Source organism: Paenibacillus sp. J22P218 (genome assembly GCF_056269195.1).
The window spans coordinates 61,799-80,362 of record NZ_JBWDNL010000011.1 but is presented as its reverse complement, the minus strand read 5'-3'; the positions used below and the strand labels follow the sequence as shown (position 1 = coordinate 80,362).

Here is an 18,564-nt window from a genome sequence, read left to right as displayed (position 1 = left end):
TGAGGTGTTGGTTTGATTTGATTTCATTGGATCACAAGACGAACATGTGGCCAAAAGCGAGCAAAGCGATCATATAAAGCGCCGAGCAGCCTAGGAAAACGAAATCCAGCGGCTTCACGCGCAAGTAAGCAAGCTTCAACCGCTTAGCGTCCGGGCTGATCAGGGCATACGTGAAGCCGCGTACCTCCAAGGCTTCTACGGTCGTGCGCGTACGCTTGGCTGTGTTCAAGATCAACGGGTAAAAAGCGCAAACCGCGATTTTGCCCATATAGACGAGGGACCGCCATTTCAGCAAACCTTTCTTGCGGGGCGTACGGCCGCGCAGCCTGAACGAGTGAATCAGGTTATGGTACTCCTCGATCAGAATCGGCAGCATGCGGTAGCCATAGGAAACCCCGAAGCTGAATTGCGCCGGCATCCCCATACTGAGCAAAGCATCGCTGAGCTTCTCGGGATCCATGCTGGAGAAGACCGCAATGCTGGCGAGCGATATGATGAGGATTTTCAGCGTAAGCGTCAATAAGGGCCAGACGGCGTCCAAACTTCCGCCGAACAGGAGCGAGCCGAATAAAATATAAGCGATCTCGCTGACAAGGCCGATGCCCATAATGATGAGCACGAGCGGACTAACTTTGGACGAGATCGTAAGAAAAATCATCGGGATGAGCATGCCGAGCAATACGGTTTTGTTGTGGAAAAACCAAGGCGCCACAGCAAAGAACGAGTACCAAACAATCAGGATGCGCGGGTCGAAACGGGACAGCAGGACGGACTGACGACCGAAGGCGGTGCGCATCAGCTCAATCTTGATTTGCTCCACGCTCAGCTTGTCGAGCATGTTTTGTTTAATGGCTTCCAGTTCCAATGGAGGCAGCCTCCTCTCGAATGTGATGTTGCCCCATAAGCGAATGGATGCGAGCGGCAAAATGGTCCACGGACAAGGAAGGCGGCCGTAAATCCAGCGCTAAGCTGAGCTGGGCGATCTGGGGAGCGATGAGTCCCGCAAGCTCCAGCACGGCCGTATGGCCGAACAGCGACTGCTGATCAGTGTCGAGCGCAACCTGGCCGTTATGCATAACGATGACACGGTTCGCCCACTCGGCGACTAGCTGCATATCATGCGTGGCGATGATTGTCGCCTTCACTCGCCCCTGCAGCTGATTCAGCATGGCAGTCATCTCGCGGCGGCTGGATGCGTCAAGGCTTGCCGTCGGTTCGTCCAGCAGCATGACGGTAGGCTGCATGGCGAGCCCGATCGCCAATGTTGCCCTGCGCTGCTGACCGCCGCTGAGCAGCCGGCCATCCCGGTCTTGCAGCGGAGTGAGTCGCAGCCGCTCCAGCACTTCATCCACAAAGGGACGGTAATCCTCGGTGCTGCGGGCTTTGAGAAAATATTCGACGTCCTTGCGGACGGTATCTTCAATGAACATCTCTTCCGGATTTTGATAAATATAGGACACGTAGTCGGATAGCGTCTCCGGTGAAGTATGCTTCGTTAGATGACCGCATACCGAGAGTGAACCTTCATTCGGACGCCGAATGCCCGATATGAGCTTCAATAAGGTCGATTTGCCTGCGCCATTGTTTCCAACAAGCGCAATGCGATCCCCTTCATGGATGGAGAGATCGATGCCGCGAAGGACGGGATGCAAGGTTCGAGTGATCGTTTTGTAACCATAGGATACGTTATCGAAATGGACAAGCGGTGCTGCTGCAGCTGCTGCTGAAATAGATGGGCTGTTATCCTCGGTCTGAGTTGTAACGACTGTTGAGTGCTCCGGATGCTGAGGCAGCTTCGCGCGATAATAATCGACGGCTTGCGGGATCGTAATCGGGTAGAGCGGCGACAGTTGTCGATGCGCCTCTGTCTCCCTAACCGCGAGCGTCACTTGCGGCGGCAATATATGAAGAGCTTCCAGCTCTTCAACCGCCGATAGCGCCTCTTGAACCGGCTTCACCCAACGAATCGTGCCGCTGTCCATAAGCACCACTTTGCTGCAATAGTCGGCTATGAACTCGGTATGATGCTCAATGACGATAATCGTTTTCCCATATTGCTCGTTCAGCATCTTAAGCTTGTCGTAAATAAGTCTAGCGTGATAGGGATCGAGCTGAGCCACGGGCTCGTCGACGATAATAATATCGGGATCAAGCGATAAGGCGCCGGCCAGCGCCGTCAAATGCTTTTGCCCGCCGCTCAGCTGCCATATCCATTGCTCCTTCAAAGGCTCCAATCCCAGCATCGCTAGAGCTCGGGCGGCACGCTCGCGGTAGTCCGCGAAGCCGTAGTTAAGCGGCGCGAAGCAAGCTTCGTCATAGACGGTCGGGCGTACCAGTTGGTTCTCGAAGTCTTGGAAGACGTAAGCCACCTTGCGAGAAAGGGCGGATACGGATTCGTTCTCGGCGATTAGACCGGCGACTTGAATATAGCCGCTAAGATCACCAACGTAATAGTTCGGGATCAGTCCGTTGAGGCATTTGCACAGCGTCGACTTTCCGCTGCCGTTCGTTCCCGCGATGGCGATGAACTCCCCTGGCTGTACGGTAAGATGGATATGCGAGAGTGCCATGACTTCCGCACCGGGGTATTGAAAGTTAACCTCTTGCAGCTCGATGATAGGAGCCGCGGCTAGCGGCCCCTCCTGTTGTCTGTCGTTCCGATGTGCGTTCAAATCTGTTTTCCCTCCGGAGATTGACTTGTTTTGGACTTAGCCCGAATGGCTGCGAATAAGGTGACAATCAGAATCAGCGCCGCAGCGCCAACGCTTACCCACATGAACCCGCTGCCGTACTGCTCCAAGAACTCCGGCTCCCATACGGCGATATTAATGTCGGCTTCCGATAAAAATTCGCCGGTTACGCCGATGAAGACGAACATAATCGACGTGATAAGCAGACGCGGCGTCATCAACTGACCGAACGACACCTGCACGCGGCTGTCGCGCGGCTTCATGCCAAGCAGCGGCTCGATCTTGCCGTACAGACGAGGTACAAGATACAGCGTAGGAAGCAAGGAAAACAGTACGCCTGTAATGACCATCGCATTCAAGAAGCTGAGACCTTCGATTAACACGATGCTCTCTGGAATGCCGGGAACGGCCTCCAGCTCTTCGATGCCGAACCATACTTTGCTAATATCGACAATCGCGCTAAGCATTTGATCAATGCCGACGGCAACGAACGAAGCGAGCGCAAGCTGCTTGCGGTTGCGCGGATCGCTGACGAGCAGGCCGGCTATGTACATCGCAAGAGTGAACTCGATAAACTTCTCCAGCTCGCCAAGACCGCCGAATTGGCCCAGCAGCAGCTCGCCGAAGATGACTTCGCCGAAGGAGGCACCCAGCGCGGCGTACAGCGGGTTGAACAAGATGCAAAGCGTCAAAGGAATGAATGCGAAATATTCGACCTTAATTTCAATCGGCCCAAGCTTGAGCTCGGGAATAAGCTCGGAGAACATATTAGAAATTCCGTAAAGCGACATCGCGAGTATGAACACCATCAGTTTTTGGGATTGCGTAAGCTCGTATCGGCGCCTTGGGGCAGAAACCATTGTAATTCCTCCTCGAATTAGATTCCTCCCTAATATAGGGATCAATTGTTATCGGATCATCAACAAATTGTATGGTTTATGTAAAATAAATTTCATTCAATGTATGTATGAAAGAAAACCTTCATAATCGAAAATCATTTGCTATAATCCATGTAAGTAGAAAGAGGGGGGAGCAGTGACCAGGATGGCAACTTCTTTTCAATTGGAGATGGATTTGGAGTCGATGTCGAAAAGCCAGCAGGCGATTGCCAATTACGTAGCGGGCGCACTGCAGCATATCCCGTATTGTACGGAGGAGGATATCGCGGTAGCCGTTGGCGTTAGCACGGCTACTGTTTCTAGGTTCTGGCGGTCGATCGGTTATCCGAATCTAAAGGCTTTCAAGAAAAGCTTGCTGCAAAATGAACATGCAACACCAGCACGCAAGATGAAGTCGATTTTAAGCAAGGTCGAGCATGAAGAAGCGGATATCGTGACGGAAATGATGGGTATTGCTTCGGCTAACGTGGAGGAAACGTCGAAGCGGGTGGAGAGGGAGCAGTTCGAACAAGCCGTTGAGGCGATTGATCGAGCGAGTACGCTCTACGTATTCGGAACGGGAGCTTCCGTCTGCTTAACGGAGCTGCTGAAATTTCGTATGAACCGGCTAGGCGTAAGGGTCATTGGCATGGCGGGAAGCGGGAGCGAACTGCTCGAGTCGCTGGCACAAGCGGGAGATGGCGATACGGTGCTTATGTTCGGCTTCGTGCGGCGGTCGCCTGAGCTTACGGTATTGCTTGAGCAATCGCGGGAAGCGGGCTACACGACGGTGCTCGTGACCGATCTGCTCGTATCGGATATGCTGGCGCAAAGCGATATCGTACTGCAGCTGGACCGCGGCGAGCTGGAGGGCTTTCACTCGATGACCGCTCCTGTCGCGCTGATCGACGCCTTGACGGTAGGTCTTACGAAGCGCCGCGGTCGCGAGGCGCTCGACAAGCTTGATAAGCTGCACGGCTTGCGCAAGCGATATGCGGCGCAATTACCGAAGTAAGACACAAAAAAACGGATTCCTCGATTGTCGAGAGAATCCGTTTTTTGGCTATTTAAAAAACCGAATCGTAAGCGGGTAACGGTAGTACTGTCCTTCCGTAGCGCGGATCGTACCGATAATCGTCAATACGAGCCAGAAGATACCGACGGCGATCGATGCAACAATACCGATGACCACCAGCCACAAAATACCGGATATGATGCCATAGATCATGACGCTGATTTGGAAATTCAGCGATTCTTTGCCGTGGAAGTCCACATAATGCGATTGATCCTTCTTGATCAGCCAAATGATGAGCGGTCCGATAATGTTGCCGAGCGGAATGATGAATCCGGCGAAGGCAATGACGTGGGCTAACATCGCAAATTGTTTCTCGTCGGGATGAGGCGTGTAGGGATGGTTCAAGTAACGATTCTCCTTTCTTGTCCGTTAGCTGTCGTTCGCTGCGCGGACGCACAGCATTTATGTATAAATATAACAGCTCTAGCTCGGAAATTCATGTAATATTTTGTATGTCGCATTGATAACAAGGGGTGGCGTTTAACGGGCCTGCTTACGCCTCGGCGGACAAGTCGCATTAAGCCGTTTAAAGATTTGCTTGCAGCAAGGGCAAATTTTTTATAGTATATACATAGATATTCGATGTATAGTTAATCTATGTATTGGTTCGCTCATGAGGAGGATTGCAGTGAAAATCAATAAAGAGCTAATGAAGGGAAGCACGGTCATCCTTATTCTGACGCTGCTGAATCGGAAAGAAATGTACGGTTACGAGATGACGAAGGAAATCGAACAAAGCTCGGGCGGTGTGTTTACGTTCAAGGAAGGGACGTTATATCCGATCCTGCATACGCTTGAGGTGGAGCAGCAAGTAGAGTCTTATTGGAACGAAGAGGGCGGACGCAAGCGCAAGTATTATCGGATAACGGAGCTGGGCCGCAAGCAGCTAGGCGAGAAGAAGAAGGAATGGTCCTTGTTCCGTGCGACCGTGGATCGCGTGATCGGGGAGGGACATGCATGAACCATGAGCTTAAGCGGCATCCTTTGGTCGAGCAATATCTAGAGAGCGTATGCGGCAAAGTGAAAGCAAAGGAAGTGCATGAGGATATTAGGTTGGAAATGCTCAGTCATCTGGAAGAGCGGGTTCAGGACAAGCTTCAAGCAGGTGATGTATCCGAGGAAACCGCCATAGCCGACGCAAGCAGCTTCATGCAGCGCATAGGCCGAGAATGGAGTGGACTTTGCTTGGCATCTGCATGATGCTCATTGGGATCGGACTAGTCGCAATGCTGGCGGTACAGGCGACGGGTAGCGCCGTACTCGGCCATCATTACGTCGTGAAAAAAATCGTTTATGTAGTCTTGGGTTTGGCAGCGATGGTGTACTTCTATTTCCTCGATTATCGAAAGTTGCAGCGCTACTCCTGGCATCTATACGGCTTCACCATTGCACTGATGCTGGCCGCTAGCCAGATTGGCCCGGTGATAACTGGTTTGCGGCAATGGATTGCGGTTGGACCATTCACCTTCAATATTGCGGCTGCTTCCCCATTGCTGTTCATGGTTGCCTTCGCTGGCATATTGACGATGGAAAGAGCCGCAGAGCAGAGCGGACTAAAACAGAAGTCGAGGACTCTGAGGGAGATTGTTTTCTTCTTTCTGTTGCCTTCTTACTTCTATCTCTCAAACTCTTTGTTGTTATATTACAGCATCTTCTGCTTCGGTACTTTCCTGCTGATCATTGTCATTGGCAGGAAATACAAGCTGGCTCTAGCCGGTTTCGGCACTTTGGCGGCCATTATTCTATGGATTGCTCAGGATAGCTACAGATATAGTTATGTATGGTTGCGATTAAAGGGATTCCTATATCCCTATGCGGATAGCAACTATCACACTGACCGATCAATCGAAGCGATCCGCAGCGGCGGCATGTGGGGTCAAGGCTTCGGGGCGATCAACGACCGGCTACCTGCCTTTAACGGCGAAATGCTCTATTCCTATCTTGTGTACAGCTTAGGTTGGGCATTCGGCCTCATGATAGTCGTATTAGCGTTCTTGTTTATTATGAAAGTCGTTAGCATGGCGCTGCAGCTGAAAGACCTGTATGCAAAAGGAATCATTGTCGGGGTAGTAACGGTTCTAGGTGTTCAATTCGTTTGGAATCTGCTCATGAGCTTCGGATTTATGCCGATCTCCTCTACGAGGCTTCCCCTTATTGGCTGGGGCTCGTACACTTTCATTGAACTGGCAGTGGTCGGGCTGATGCTGGGGGCGTATAGACGTAAAGATATCGTCGGACAATCTGCGGCAAAGTCCATAGCTTCTCACAACATATAACGGCCGATTGGCCATACTAAGGTGGACCATATAACAGAGGAGCGCAGCTCCCATGTGTACGGTCTTCTTTCCCGTTATCGGCAACCGCCGCTACTGTTTCTTGGAGAACAGCTCCGTCACGTAGAAGGAAATACGATTATTGATCTCGGCATTCAGTCGTTCTTGCGGCATGAGAGGAACATCTATGCCCATGTCGATATGCATGCTCCGAAGCAGCTGCTCGGCAAGCGCAAGATCGGCTTCGATTCTTGCGACGACGATGCTCGCCGCTTGAATAAAGAGCGGTCGAAGCGACCTTGCCTTCTTGTCAAGCTCCAAGCGATTGCGCTTCACAGCGGCAAGCGTATAAGAAAGAATGATGTATTCTTTAATCAGTCCATTCGGCTCCCTCAGGGGAGGTTGTTGCTCTGTTACATAAGCGTTCATAGCCATTCGTTCGTCACCTCATTTCCATTATATGCGAACGTTTGTTCTGCAGTCAATGGACACTTCAATCGAATTTGATAACCAAACTATCTATCTTCTCTCTAGAATTTTGATAGGAACTTTAACAGGTTAGGAATTTCATGGTTTTAATTCCGATAAAACATAGTATAATAGTCTGAAATAATGCGATGGGCAAACCGAAAGGCAGGCCTTAAGTCTCATCCGATTGTCGGATTATCGCCCTGCAGACTACCCCTACCGCTTGAGGAGGCGACGGAATAGATGAACCTTGAAAACATTGAAGCTTTTGTATATGTCGTTCATTTCAACAGCTTTCGCAAGGCAGCGGATGCGCTGTTTTTGACGCAGCCGTCTATATCATCTCGAATCCGGACACTAGAGAAGGAGCTCGGCGTTGAGCTGCTTGTCAGAGAAGGGAAACGCTTCTCATTGACACAGAAAGGGGAAATGTTTTTGCCCCATGCCCAGCAGACGCTCAAGTCCTTCAAGAAAGCGGAGCAATTGATGTCCGGCAAAACGGCGGAAGTAAAGACGCTGCGGCTTGGCTGCACCGAGACGATCTCCCACTATGTAGTGCCGCTTGTTATGCCGAAGCTTAAGGAACGTTTTCCGAATTTTCAAATTCGTATCATTACGGACAACAGCGACTCCATCATAGAAAAGGTATTGAACAAAGAAATCGATCTGGGCTTTGTGCGGAGCGTGTCCCACCCCGCTTTGGAATCTGTAAGATTTATGGAAGATCCCATTAAACTATGCGTTTATCAAGGTCATCCCTTTTTGCATGCGCCGCCGTTATCCATTGAAGCGCTGGAGTCCGAGTCGTTCGTCTTTTATGAATGCGGATCGCTCAATTGGACCAAAATCCATCGTTTATTCGAAACGCTAAGCCAGCCGCCGAAAATCGATTATCATATTGATAATATGGAGACGGCGAAGAAGCTTGTCCTTGAGCGTCAAGGTATCAGCTTTTTGCCTACGTTGTGCATTAAGCGGGAGATTAACGATGGACTGCTCATACCGGTCACGATTCCTTCGTTGTCGGAGCTGTCGCTGGTGACCAACCTTATTATGCCCAAAGGCGGTGCTCCTTCCATATTCGAGGCGGTTCTAGAGATCAATAAAGAGCTGAAGTTGATAGAACGGTTCTATTAATCGGCTGCAAATGCTTATTGGACGTATGTTAACCAGGGTGATAATCTTAGGATCATATTCTATCCTTTTCCATGGAAGACGCTTCCCGTATGGATTGATAGCTTGCGGAGATAAGCAGATTAGTATGGAAATGCGTCGGAGCATTGTTTATTTGTTTTTTAAATCCGACTATGCGTATAGGGTTATTTATATATAAAAAGAGAGGATGTTGACTATGCAACAACAATCAAAGCTGCGGACAGCTTCTAAGGCCGACCGTGTCAAGCTGGCAGCGTTCGTCGGTGTCATCGCGCTTCTGCTTTCCCTCATTGCCCCGGCTCCTTACACGTCGGCGGAGACGCCAAAGACAACGCTTGATCTATCGAAGGGAAGCATCAAGATTGGCAATGGTACAGTTACCGGTAAAACGACTGCAGGGGTTGCGGCGGTATATAACGCGAATGGTTATATCATTACAAGCAGCTCTAGTTCTGAGACCGCTAATACGGTCACAATTGGCGGCGGAGTCCATGACATCGAGCTAAAAAACGTTAAAATCAGCACCGGCTATAACGGCTTGTCCCCGATATCGATTGAAAATGCGGGAACAGTCGTCTATTTGACGCTTAGCGGAACGAGCTTGCTCACATCCGGCAATCCGAAAAAGGCAGCGCTCGGCGTGGCCGAAGGGACGGAGCTGACAATCGGTACGGTGGACGGAACAGACAGCCATGTATTGACGGCCAACGGGTATGGGGGCTACGCCTCGGCGATCGGAGGCAATGAAGCTGCCGCATCAGGCACAATAACGATTGACGAAGGTACAATCAATGCCAAGTTTGTCCGCAGCGGCAACTATGGAGCGGCAATCGGAGGCGGACAAGGCGGAGCGGGCGGCAAAATCGTCATTAACGGCGGCGCGGTTACGGCAGAGTCGTATGGCGGCTATGCCGCAGCCATAGGGGGCGGCAACTCCTCTACTGGCTATAACGGCAAAACGACCGCAATAACTGTCAATGGAGGAACGGTCACGACGAAAATTCCGAATGCGGCAGCGTACGATTCTATCGGCTATGGCAAAGTCGGTTCTAGTTATACAGCAGCGGTACAGGCTTCAACCTCAGTCATCATTAACGGGGGCAGCATCGTTAATCGGAATGATAGCAGTAATATTACCGCTCTTCTATACAAACGGCAGCCGGTTAATGAAGAGGGGCAGGCGTTGTATGCAGCGGGCATTAAGCTGGAAGACGCGCCGGCAAACGGCACGGCGGTTAACGTACAGTACGAGGGGGGCAGCGTACGGACGAACCTAGTGAACAGCGGATATGTTTATCTCTTTTTGCCGGCAGGCGCTCATGATGTGGCGATTACTCGCGAGGCTGCAGAGACGGTATATTACGGAACTGTAAACATCGGAGAAGGCGGCACCAGCAGTTCTTTTATTCCCGGCGTCGCATCCCGCACGATTAAGAGCGCACCTGTTCTTACGGTTAACAATGGCGATCCAGAAGATACGGATTTAAATGAGGGCAAAACAAGCGTGCTAGCCGTTTCCAACTACCGTGAAGTCGTTAATGCAGGAGGCTACCTGCTTCAACCTGGCACTGATTTTGTCGTGCAGTGGTATAAGGGATCGGAACCGATCTCCGGAGATTTGGAAGACGAGGCGACACTAACCGTTACTCCTATTGAAGGCGATGTATACAAGGCTAAATTCATAGCCGTATCCGGCGGCAAAGTTACCGGTTCTTCTTCGCTCTCCGCGGTTAAGACGGCTCTTGCCCCTAAGGAAGGCGGCAGTACCATTTCAAGCGTGCCTGCCAAACTGAGCGTTACCTCGGAGGCGGAGTTTACAAGGCAGCCGGACCCAACCGCCGGGGCAATTACGTATACCGTAAAGCTGACCTCAGACGACGGTCTAGACACGCCGATTGAGGGAGCTACAGTGCGGTTCTATCAAGACGGCTCCAAGTATCCTTATACGAGAGTGACGGGTACAGGAGACAAAGCAGGCGTTATTAGCTTTACCTTCAACGCGCTATTACCGGGCGAGCACTCCATTCGCATCGTTTACGAAGGCGGCAAATCAAAGGCCGTTTCCTACCAAGGAGCGAGCTACAGCAAAAGCTTCACGGTTGTAAAGCCGGAGAGGCCGTCAGGATTTACGACGATTGCAGCCAAGACGGGGACGACGAATGGGAAAATCTATGGCGTGGATGAATCAATGGAGTATATCACATGGATTCCTCAAATCGGGACCAACCAGCAAATCTATTCGGTTACCGGAAATGTCATTGAAAATGCGTTTCCGAGCCTTTACAGCATCCGTTATAAAGCCTCCTACGATGGCGATGTATATACGATTGCATCAGACTATCGTTATTATGTTTGGGTTCAAACCGCTCAGTGGACGGTAACTCCCGTAGCATCCGACTCCGTTGTATGGGAGACAGCTGCAGTAGACGTCGTGGCCGGAGGCAGCGCGCAATTTTACGTGCATGCGCAAGAGGGCTATGAAATACAGGATGGCGACATTCAAGTAAAGTACGCCAACTATAGCTATGACAGCGAAACGGGATTATTAAGCCTAGATACGATTACGAGCGATACCCGAATCGTCATTAACGCTACCCGGATTGAATAGAGAAGAGCCGGACACATTCCAATCATGAGAGGAGCATACGCAATGAAGAAAGGAAACTGGTTGCGGCTTGGCCTTGCGGCTGCCATTATTGCGAATTTATTTACATCGGCAGTCCCCCGTGCATCCGCCGACGAGCTGAGGACGACGCTGGATATTTCCAAGGGTAGCATTACAATCGGCGACGGCATCGTTACGGGGAAAACGGCAAGCGGCGGGGCGGCTGCTTACAATGAGAATGGCTACATTATTACGGGCGCATCTTCCGCCAACGTAGTGACGATCAAAGGCGGCGTGGAGCAGCATGTGACGCTGGAGAACGCGTCCATTACTAAATCGACCGCCGCTTATGTTTCTATTCCGACGATTTCAATCGAAGGCAGCGGTACGAAGGTCTATCTGACTCTTAACGGCGCAAACACCGTTTCGTCTTATAACGGTGCTACCCAGAAGGCAGCTATCAGCGTGCCAGAAGGAACGGAGCTGATTGTTGATACGATTGACGGTACGGACAGCCATTCTCTGTCGGTCAGCAGCTACAGCAGCGCAGCGGCAATTGGCGGCAATATTACGGAAACCGCAGGCGACATTACGATTAATAGCGGAACGATTACAGCAGGATTCAGAGCGACCGGTAATACGGCCGCCGCAATCGGCGGCGGCAGAGGAGGCGCAGGTGGCAATATCGTCATAAACGGGGGCGTTATTAATGCGGAGTCTTACAACGGTACAGCAGCGGCGATAGGCGGCGGCGACGTATACTCGACTTATCCCGGCAAGACGACGCGAGTTACGATTAATGGCGGAACGATTACGGCTAAGGTCCCTACCAATGCTGCCAGTTATAATTATGATGCGATTGGGTCAGGCTACGCCTCCTCCGCAAACAGAGCGGACAATGTTCTGAAGACAACCGTGATCGTCAACGGCGGTCAACTGTTTACGAACGGCATTCCTCTCCTCTATGGCAGGCAGGCTGTGAATAAGGACGGCCAGACGGTATATGCTACGGCGATTAAGGTGGACGCTTCAACCGTTCCTGCGAACGGTACGGCCGTAACCGTACATTTTGGGGACCAAACGTTGGACACGTCTATATTGAGCATTGGAACGGTATACCTGTTCCTTCCAGCGGGCAAAATTCCGGTCGATATTACGTTGAAACCTTCCGGAAAGACTTACTATGGACAAGTTACGACAACGACGTCTACGAGCTCTTATCCGAACAGTAACGCAACGGTTTCCCGCGAGCTGAGCACATTGCCGGTCATTTCGGTTCAGGCTGATGTTGAAGAAGACAGCCGATTCTATTACGGAACGCCGGTTACCTTGTCCGTTACGAACTTGGACTCGGTAGTCAACAAAAGCGGGTATCCGCTTGTATATGGTACGGATTACACGGTCGAATGGCATAAAGGAGCAGGCTCCAACCCAGCAGCTATTGCCGGCAATGCCGACGACCCGTCGCAGTTGACGATCACGGCTTTATCCGGTGATATATACAGAGCCAAATTCATTGCGATCTCCTCTAGCGCTTCCAAGCTGGAAGCGGGCTCTGCGGGGAGCTTATCCTCCACGCTGACTGCGGAATGGCTGAAAAGAACGGTGAGCTTTACGAATTTGCAGGAAACGTATAGCTTCGGGGAGGAAGCGGTCATTACTGCTGCTCTCAGTGAGGGCAACGACAGCATTACGTTCAGCAGTTCCGACGAAAGCGTCATTTCCATTGATCCTGCGACAGGCGAATTGACGGCGCATAAGCTGGGTTTTGCAACGCTGACTGCAGCTGTAGAGCCCAATACGACAACTAAGCAATCACCAGCTGTTTCGAGCCGACTTGTAGAAGTTGTTCCGCTTCATCCGCTTGCGCCTGTCCAAGTTAGCGCAGTTCCTGGTGACGGGGAAGCGGAGGTTAGCTTCAACGTTTCCGATAATCCGGACGGCAGCATAAACACGAATTATACGGTTACGGCATGGACCGGCGGCGAATCGGTGAAGACGGCTAACGGAGCATCAAGCCCTGTAACCGTAACAGGCCTGGAAAATGGCACAGCCTATACCTTTACGGTAGTTGCAACCAATGCGACCGGCGACTCGCCGGCATCCGAGCCTTCGGAAGCGGTAACGCCGGAAACGCCGGCCAGCGCGCCGGACAAGCCGACGGCCGTAACGGCGACGGCGGGAGACGGCGAAGCGGAGGTAAGCTTCACCGAGCCGTCTTCGAACGGCAGCGATATCAGTGAATACACAGTTACGGCGTGGAGCGGCGGAGAACTAGTTAAGACGGCCACTGGATCATCCAGCCCGATAACGGTAACGGGACTTGCGAATGGTACGCCTTACACGTTCACGGTTGTTGCGACCAACGGAGTCGGAAATTCCTCGGCCTCCGACCCGTCGAATGAGATTACGCCGACAGCAGCCGAAACGCCAGCCAGTGCGCCGAATAAGCCGACAAACGTAACGGCGACGGCGGGAGACGGCGAAGCGGAGGTAAGCTTTACCGAGCCGTCTTCGAACGGCAGCGATATTAGTGTCTACACGGTTACGGCGTGGAGCGGCGGCGAAGCGGTCAAGACGGCCACTGGATCATCGAGTCCGATAACGGTAACGGGACTTGCGAACGGTACGCCTTACACGTTTACGGTTGTTGCGACCAATGGAGTAGGTAACTCATCGGCCTCCGACCCGTCGGATGAGATCACGCCGACAGCAGCCGAAACGCCAGCCAGTGCGCCGAATAAGCCGACAAACGTAACGGCGACGGCGGGTAACCGCGAGGCGACGGTACGATTCACGGCTCCGTCAGGAAACGGCAGCGATATTAGCTTGTATACGGTCACGGCATGGAGCGGTGGCGAGGCGGTCAAGACAGCGACCGGCATTGCCAGCCCGATCAAGGTAACGGGTCTCGTTAATCGAACCGCATATACGTTTACGGTCGTTGCGAGCAATGGCGTAGGGGACTCGTTGCCATCGGATTCTTCCGCATCGGTTGTACCGACAAGCGGGGGCTCTTCGACTCCCGTAACACCGGTAGAGCCAACGGTAGAACCGACAGTAGAACCAACAGCAACGCCTACAACTGTCGAAACGGTTATTCCTGCCAACGAAGCGGGTGAAGTCAAGTTGAACGAGGAAATATGGGTTTCTATTCCGAGCGAAACATCCGATCAGCCGATTCAAATTAAGGTGGAGAAGCTTCCGGGCAGCTCTAATTTGATCGAGGACACTCAAAAGCTCGCCAGCCCGATTTTTGAACTGCTGAAAAACTTTACCGAAAACTTCAAAAATCCGGTGACGCTTCGATTTGCGTTCGATCAAAAGATTTTGCAGGACGAAAGCTTGACTGTCTCGGTGTTTTACTATGACGAGACGGAGAAGCGCTGGATTGAAATCGGCGGGGACGTCAATAATGGATTCATAACGGTACAAGTAGACCATTTCACAAAGTTTGCCGTGTTCGCGGTGAACAAGGAAGTTCCGAAGCCGTCGGTCGCGTTCAACGATATTGCCGGACATTGGGCGGAGCTGGACATTAAGCGTGCTGTAGAAAAATCGCTCATTACGGGATATCCGGAGGGTACATTTAAGCCTAATCAAACGATTACCCGTGCCGAATTCATCGTTATTTTGGCAAAGGCGCTGAACTGGAAAAACGAAGGCTCTGTCCTATCGTTTACGGACAAGGAGTCCATTGGCTCATGGGCAGAGAAGGCGGTAGCGCAAGCGGTTGAAGCGAAGGTCATTTCTGGATACAACGACGGCAGCTTCAGGCCAAACGCCGAAATTACGCGCGCTGAGATTGCAGTATTGATCAGCAGAGCGTTTGGTTTTGCAAGGACAGAGTCGGCAGCGGAAGTCAGCTTTGCTGATGCAAACGATATTCCGTCTTGGTCCAGGGAAGCCGTAGAGGCTGCAAGGGAACTTGGCATTATATCGGGACGCGGAGGCAACTTGTTTGCTCCAAACGATCAAGCGACTCGGGCGGAAGCGGTAGCTATCCTGCTTAAGGCGCTGGGCAATCAATAAAATAGCAGCACATAGTCATTGTTTCTATAACGGATCGCTCCATTAGTGGGGCGATTCGTTTTTTATACTACGATTTTAACTATTGACGAACAAGTATGAAAAAAGGCTAACCAGAAAGGTTAGCCTAATAATAGGAAAGACCCGAAAATCAGTACGGGCATAAGTTTCACATGATGGCGCGCCGCGGGGGGATTCGAACCCCCGACCCATCGTTTAGGAAACGATTGCTCTATCCTGCTGAGCTACGGGCGCAACACTTCACATTTTAACATGGGTGAAGTTGGAGGCGCAAGTGATCGCTTTATTGCGGGATGATTCGAATGGTCTTCACTTCGAATGGGGTAAACCGCAGCTCGACCTCCGAAGGGCCGTTCGCAGCCAACTCATCGCCTACATTTTGCTCCAGCAGGTCCGTTTCCCGAACGCTGGAGAAACCGTAAGCGGAGCAAATCGTACTGCGCGCCGACATGCCTTTGGACTCGTACAGCCGTGCGATGACATGCCCGGAGCCGTCTTCGGCCATCTTCACCGTGTCGACAATAATATTTACATTGGATGATGTGAGCAAGCCGCAGAACGTGCCGGCTGCGCCGGCCGCATGCGGAATTGGCGTATTGAGCTCTAATGCTTCACGAATGACCGGATTGCTGACGAAGCCTTCGCTCCAGACATGGAACGCATACGTAAATTCATGCAGACCGGCATCTGCCGTCGCATCAGGGTCCGAAGGCGCGCGAAGCAGCGTCAGGTTCATTTCGTTGCCATACGTATTCATGCCGTATTTGCAATCGTTCAACAGCGCGAAGCAGCGGTCGCCCTCGACGAACGCGGACCAGCGGTGCTGGCTCACTTCATAGCGGTCGGCGTCATGCGGCCTTGAGTAATGGTTTGGGCGCTTAACATAACCGAACTGCATCTCGTGCAGCGCTTCGTTCGTATGCATGTTTACTTGGAAACCGACTTTTAGAAGCTTATGGCGTTCCTGCCAATCGACGGTTGTCTTGAATTCGACGCGGCGGCCGCCCGCAGTCAGCCGAACGGTCTGCACAAGAGTAGACGATGCAATACTTCTGCGAATCGTGATTTCCGCGAATAAGGGCCCGCTAGCCGTAACCGTCAGCTCGGCAGCCCCATCGAGTGCAAGCTCGGAGCTTGCATAACGGCGATCCAGCTCCCAAGCATCATAGTTAGACGTTTGATCACGATATAGGCGGAATTGATTGCACAATCCGCTGGCCCATTCTTCCCCGCGCTCCTTGTCCCGAATGCTGACGATTTCTCCCCGTTCATTGAAGCGGACGAGCAGCAGCTCGTTCTCGAGCGTGTCCGCCGTTGCCCATGCGCCGTGCGTGGCTGCCTCCTCGGAAGGCAGCGCGGGAGCAGGCTCGATAGTGAGATAACCGCTGCCCGGTAGTTCTGCCCTAGCATACAGCTTGCCGTCCACAGACTGCACAGGCAGCATTCGTCCAAGGCTATCTTTAGCGCCTTCGTACGTTTGCGGCAGCTCAATCAGGGCGCTTCGCTCCCATTGCAGCACGTTGAACAGTGTAATGCCCGCCTCAGGCTCGCCCTTCACTAAAGAGGCGGCGGCCTTGCGGCTTATCCCATTAGCAGTCTGAAGCATACCTGCAAAGCCTGCTCTAGCCTCTTCATGCACACGCTCGATGGACGTCCCCGGCAAAATATCATGGAACTGCAGGAGCAGCAGCTTCTTCCATGTTTCCTCTAGCTGCGCGAGCGGATAAGCGGTTCGGCCTGCACTTGCCAAAGCTGCAAGCGTACTGAGCAGCTCGGCTTCTTTCAGCGCTGCTTCACCGGCGCGGTTGCCGCGTTTCATCGCGGCTTGCGAGGTGAATGTTCCGCGATGAGCGGAGTAATACAGTTCGCCGACATAACGGCTGTCCGGCATGCCGCGCCGCTCCAGATCCTCAAAGTAATCAATCGGCGAGCTGATCGCCGTTCGCGGTACGCCCTCCAGGTCATTCATGCGCCGCAGAAACTCCAAGTCGTTGCGGTTCGCGCCTCCGCCTCCGTCGCCATAGCCGAATTGCGAGAGGCGAGTCGATATGCCGTACGTCTGCGGACGGTCCTTCCACTGGAGCATGGCGAAGTTGACGTCCGCCGGATTCGGGAACGGACCGTAATCAAGCAGATGAACGGGAACGGACGAGCCGTCGATGCCTTCCCATGTGAACGTATTGTACGGGAATGGATCGCCGTCGTTATCGTAGGTTTGAAACATTTTGACCGAAGCGAAATAACGGACGCCGCTCTTCAGCATCAGCTGCGGCAGATTGCCGGAATAGCCGAAGACGTCGGGCAGCCATAACATCTGACTATCGACGCCGAATTCGTCCCGAAGGAAAGCCTTTCCGTACAGGAACTGGCGAACTAGGCTTTCGCCGCTCGGGATGTTCGCATCCGGCTCTACCCACATAGCGCCTTCAAGAATGATCCGTCCCTCTGCGACGTACCGCTTCACACGATCGAACAGTTCGGGATAAAGCTCCTTCGTCAGTTGCAGCAAATAAGGCTGGCTTTGCACGTAGCGATATTCCGGATACTGCTCCAGAAGGGAGAGCTGATTGGAGAGCGTGCGCGCGATCTTGCGCTTCGTCTCCTCGATCGGCCACAGCCAAGCAATGTCGAGATGGGACTGTCCCATCATGAACAGCTTTGGCGCGGTCGATCCGTTCACGCAGTCGAGCAGCGGCCTTAGCACGTCACGTCCGGCGCGGGCCATCGCTTCCATCTCGTCGTCTTGGACGCTCCAATCCATGAGCGCGATTAACCGCTCGAACGCCTGGTCGATCTCGCTTGCTCTGAGCGTCTTCGGGTCAATCAAGTTCCAAAGCTGGTACAGCGATTCCAGATCGATGAAAAAATGGTACATCTCCTCATTGGATCGAACGAGCCATGATTGCTTATAGACGGGGAGCTCGCGGTCATGACCGGCATAAGCTTCCGCCATAATCGCGTACCGCTCGCCAGCCGCTGCATCCGTCGTCAACGTCACGGTCTTGTGCTGCAGATCGATAGCGCCGGCTAGCTTGCCGTTCACGTACACGGTACTCTCCGAGCCGAGCGCGAGCCGCAGTTCAACACGTTGTCCCGCTGCCTCATTAGGCAGCTCGACGAGTCCGCCAAACCAGCCGTATTGCCAAGTCGCTCCCCATTCCGTGCCGGGCGCAATCTCGTTATACGACAGCTGGAGCGCCTCTTCAAGCGACAACCATTGATCCGCCGGAGCGTATGTGAGAGCCACCGCTTGAAGCGGTCGGTACAATAGCCGTTCCTTTTCCCTGATCCATTTCGCTATATGATAAAAACGTTCTTTTGCATACATAATTAACGCCTCCGGTATTGCAGATAAGTGTGTGGACCCCGG

At 52.5% G+C, this 18,564-nt stretch carries 13 protein-coding genes and 1 tRNA gene; 7 read left to right on the top strand and 7 right to left on the bottom strand.

What is annotated here, in order from left to right; all coding sequences use genetic code 11:
* Positions 1-31: 31 nt before the first annotated feature.
* Genes AC0YN0_RS30435 through AC0YN0_RS30425 form a run of 3 tightly spaced genes read right to left on the bottom strand, consistent with a single transcriptional unit; the run spans position 32 to position 3,550 of the window.
* Positions 32-865 carry an energy-coupling factor transporter transmembrane component T family protein gene (locus AC0YN0_RS30435; RefSeq protein WP_475824637.1) on the bottom strand — a complete coding sequence of 278 codons (834 nt, stop codon included), beginning with the start codon at positions 863-865 and terminating at the stop codon, positions 32-34.
* A complete protein-coding gene (locus AC0YN0_RS30430) occupies positions 846-2,672 on the bottom strand; it encodes an ABC transporter ATP-binding protein (RefSeq protein ID WP_475824636.1) in 1,827 nt (608 codons plus the stop codon). The genes AC0YN0_RS30435 and AC0YN0_RS30430 overlap by 20 nt, the downstream gene beginning before the upstream one ends.
* Positions 2,669-3,550 (bottom strand): DUF8171 family membrane protein, encoded by an 882-nt coding sequence (locus tag AC0YN0_RS30425; protein ID WP_475824635.1) that lies wholly within the window; start codon positions 3,548-3,550, stop codon positions 2,669-2,671. The genes AC0YN0_RS30430 and AC0YN0_RS30425 overlap by 4 nt, the downstream gene beginning before the upstream one ends.
* Before the next feature lie 184 nt (positions 3,551-3,734).
* Here AC0YN0_RS30425 and AC0YN0_RS30420 point away from each other — a divergent pair, with 184 nt between their 5' ends.
* On the top strand, positions 3,735-4,583 hold the full coding sequence (locus tag AC0YN0_RS30420; RefSeq protein ID WP_475824634.1) for a MurR/RpiR family transcriptional regulator: 849 nt from the start codon (positions 3,735-3,737) through the stop codon (positions 4,581-4,583).
* A 48-nt stretch (positions 4,584-4,631) separates the two neighbouring features.
* Here the strand turns inward: AC0YN0_RS30420 and AC0YN0_RS30415 are convergent, their stop codons facing one another.
* Entirely contained in the window at positions 4,632-4,988 is a 357-nt protein-coding gene (locus tag AC0YN0_RS30415) for a DUF4870 domain-containing protein (protein WP_475824633.1), read from the bottom strand.
* A 283-nt stretch (positions 4,989-5,271) separates the two neighbouring features.
* Between AC0YN0_RS30415 and AC0YN0_RS30410 the strand changes: the two genes are divergently transcribed.
* From AC0YN0_RS30410 to AC0YN0_RS30400, 3 genes are read left to right on the top strand one after another with little or no spacing between them, the layout of a single operon-like run.
* A complete protein-coding gene (locus AC0YN0_RS30410; protein ID WP_442050151.1) occupies positions 5,272-5,604 on the top strand; it encodes a PadR family transcriptional regulator in 333 nt (110 codons plus the stop codon).
* Positions 5,601-5,843 carry a hypothetical protein gene (locus AC0YN0_RS30405; protein WP_475824632.1) on the top strand — a complete coding sequence of 81 codons (243 nt, stop codon included), beginning with the start codon at positions 5,601-5,603 and terminating at the stop codon, positions 5,841-5,843. Before AC0YN0_RS30410 ends, AC0YN0_RS30405 begins: the two co-directional genes overlap by 4 nt.
* Complete coding sequence (locus AC0YN0_RS30400; RefSeq protein WP_475824631.1) at positions 5,813-6,919, top strand: FtsW/RodA/SpoVE family cell cycle protein; 1,107 nt, start codon at positions 5,813-5,815, stop codon at positions 6,917-6,919. Before AC0YN0_RS30405 ends, AC0YN0_RS30400 begins: the two co-directional genes overlap by 31 nt.
* 90 nt (positions 6,920-7,009) lie before the next feature.
* On the opposite strand, the gene AC0YN0_RS30395 is transcribed toward AC0YN0_RS30400, so the two are convergent.
* On the bottom strand, positions 7,010-7,351 hold the full coding sequence (locus tag AC0YN0_RS30395) for a YhjD family protein (protein WP_475824630.1): 342 nt from the start codon (positions 7,349-7,351) through the stop codon (positions 7,010-7,012).
* 276 nt (positions 7,352-7,627) lie between these two features.
* Here AC0YN0_RS30395 and AC0YN0_RS30390 point away from each other — a divergent pair, with 276 nt between their 5' ends.
* The 3 genes from AC0YN0_RS30390 to AC0YN0_RS30380 all read left to right on the top strand — a co-directional run bounded on the left by AC0YN0_RS30390 (position 7,628) and on the right by AC0YN0_RS30380 (position 15,176).
* Positions 7,628-8,521 carry a LysR family transcriptional regulator gene (locus AC0YN0_RS30390; protein ID WP_475824629.1) on the top strand — a complete coding sequence of 298 codons (894 nt, stop codon included), beginning with the start codon at positions 7,628-7,630 and terminating at the stop codon, positions 8,519-8,521.
* A 214-nt stretch (positions 8,522-8,735) separates the two neighbouring features.
* Positions 8,736-11,147 (top strand): hypothetical protein, encoded by a 2,412-nt coding sequence (locus AC0YN0_RS30385; RefSeq protein ID WP_475824628.1) that lies wholly within the window; start codon positions 8,736-8,738, stop codon positions 11,145-11,147.
* Between the two features lie 42 nt (positions 11,148-11,189).
* Positions 11,190-15,176 (top strand): fibronectin type III domain-containing protein, encoded by a 3,987-nt coding sequence (locus AC0YN0_RS30380; protein ID WP_475824627.1) that lies wholly within the window; start codon positions 11,190-11,192, stop codon positions 15,174-15,176.
* A 174-nt stretch (positions 15,177-15,350) separates the two neighbouring features.
* Here the strand turns inward: AC0YN0_RS30380 and AC0YN0_RS30375 are convergent.
* Positions 15,351-15,428: transfer RNA gene (locus AC0YN0_RS30375), tRNA-Arg, on the bottom strand.
* 49 nt (positions 15,429-15,477) lie between these two features.
* On the bottom strand, positions 15,478-18,522 hold the full coding sequence (locus tag AC0YN0_RS30370; RefSeq protein ID WP_475824626.1) for an alpha-mannosidase: 3,045 nt from the start codon (positions 18,520-18,522) through the stop codon (positions 15,478-15,480).
* Positions 18,523-18,564: the final 42 nt, after the last annotated feature.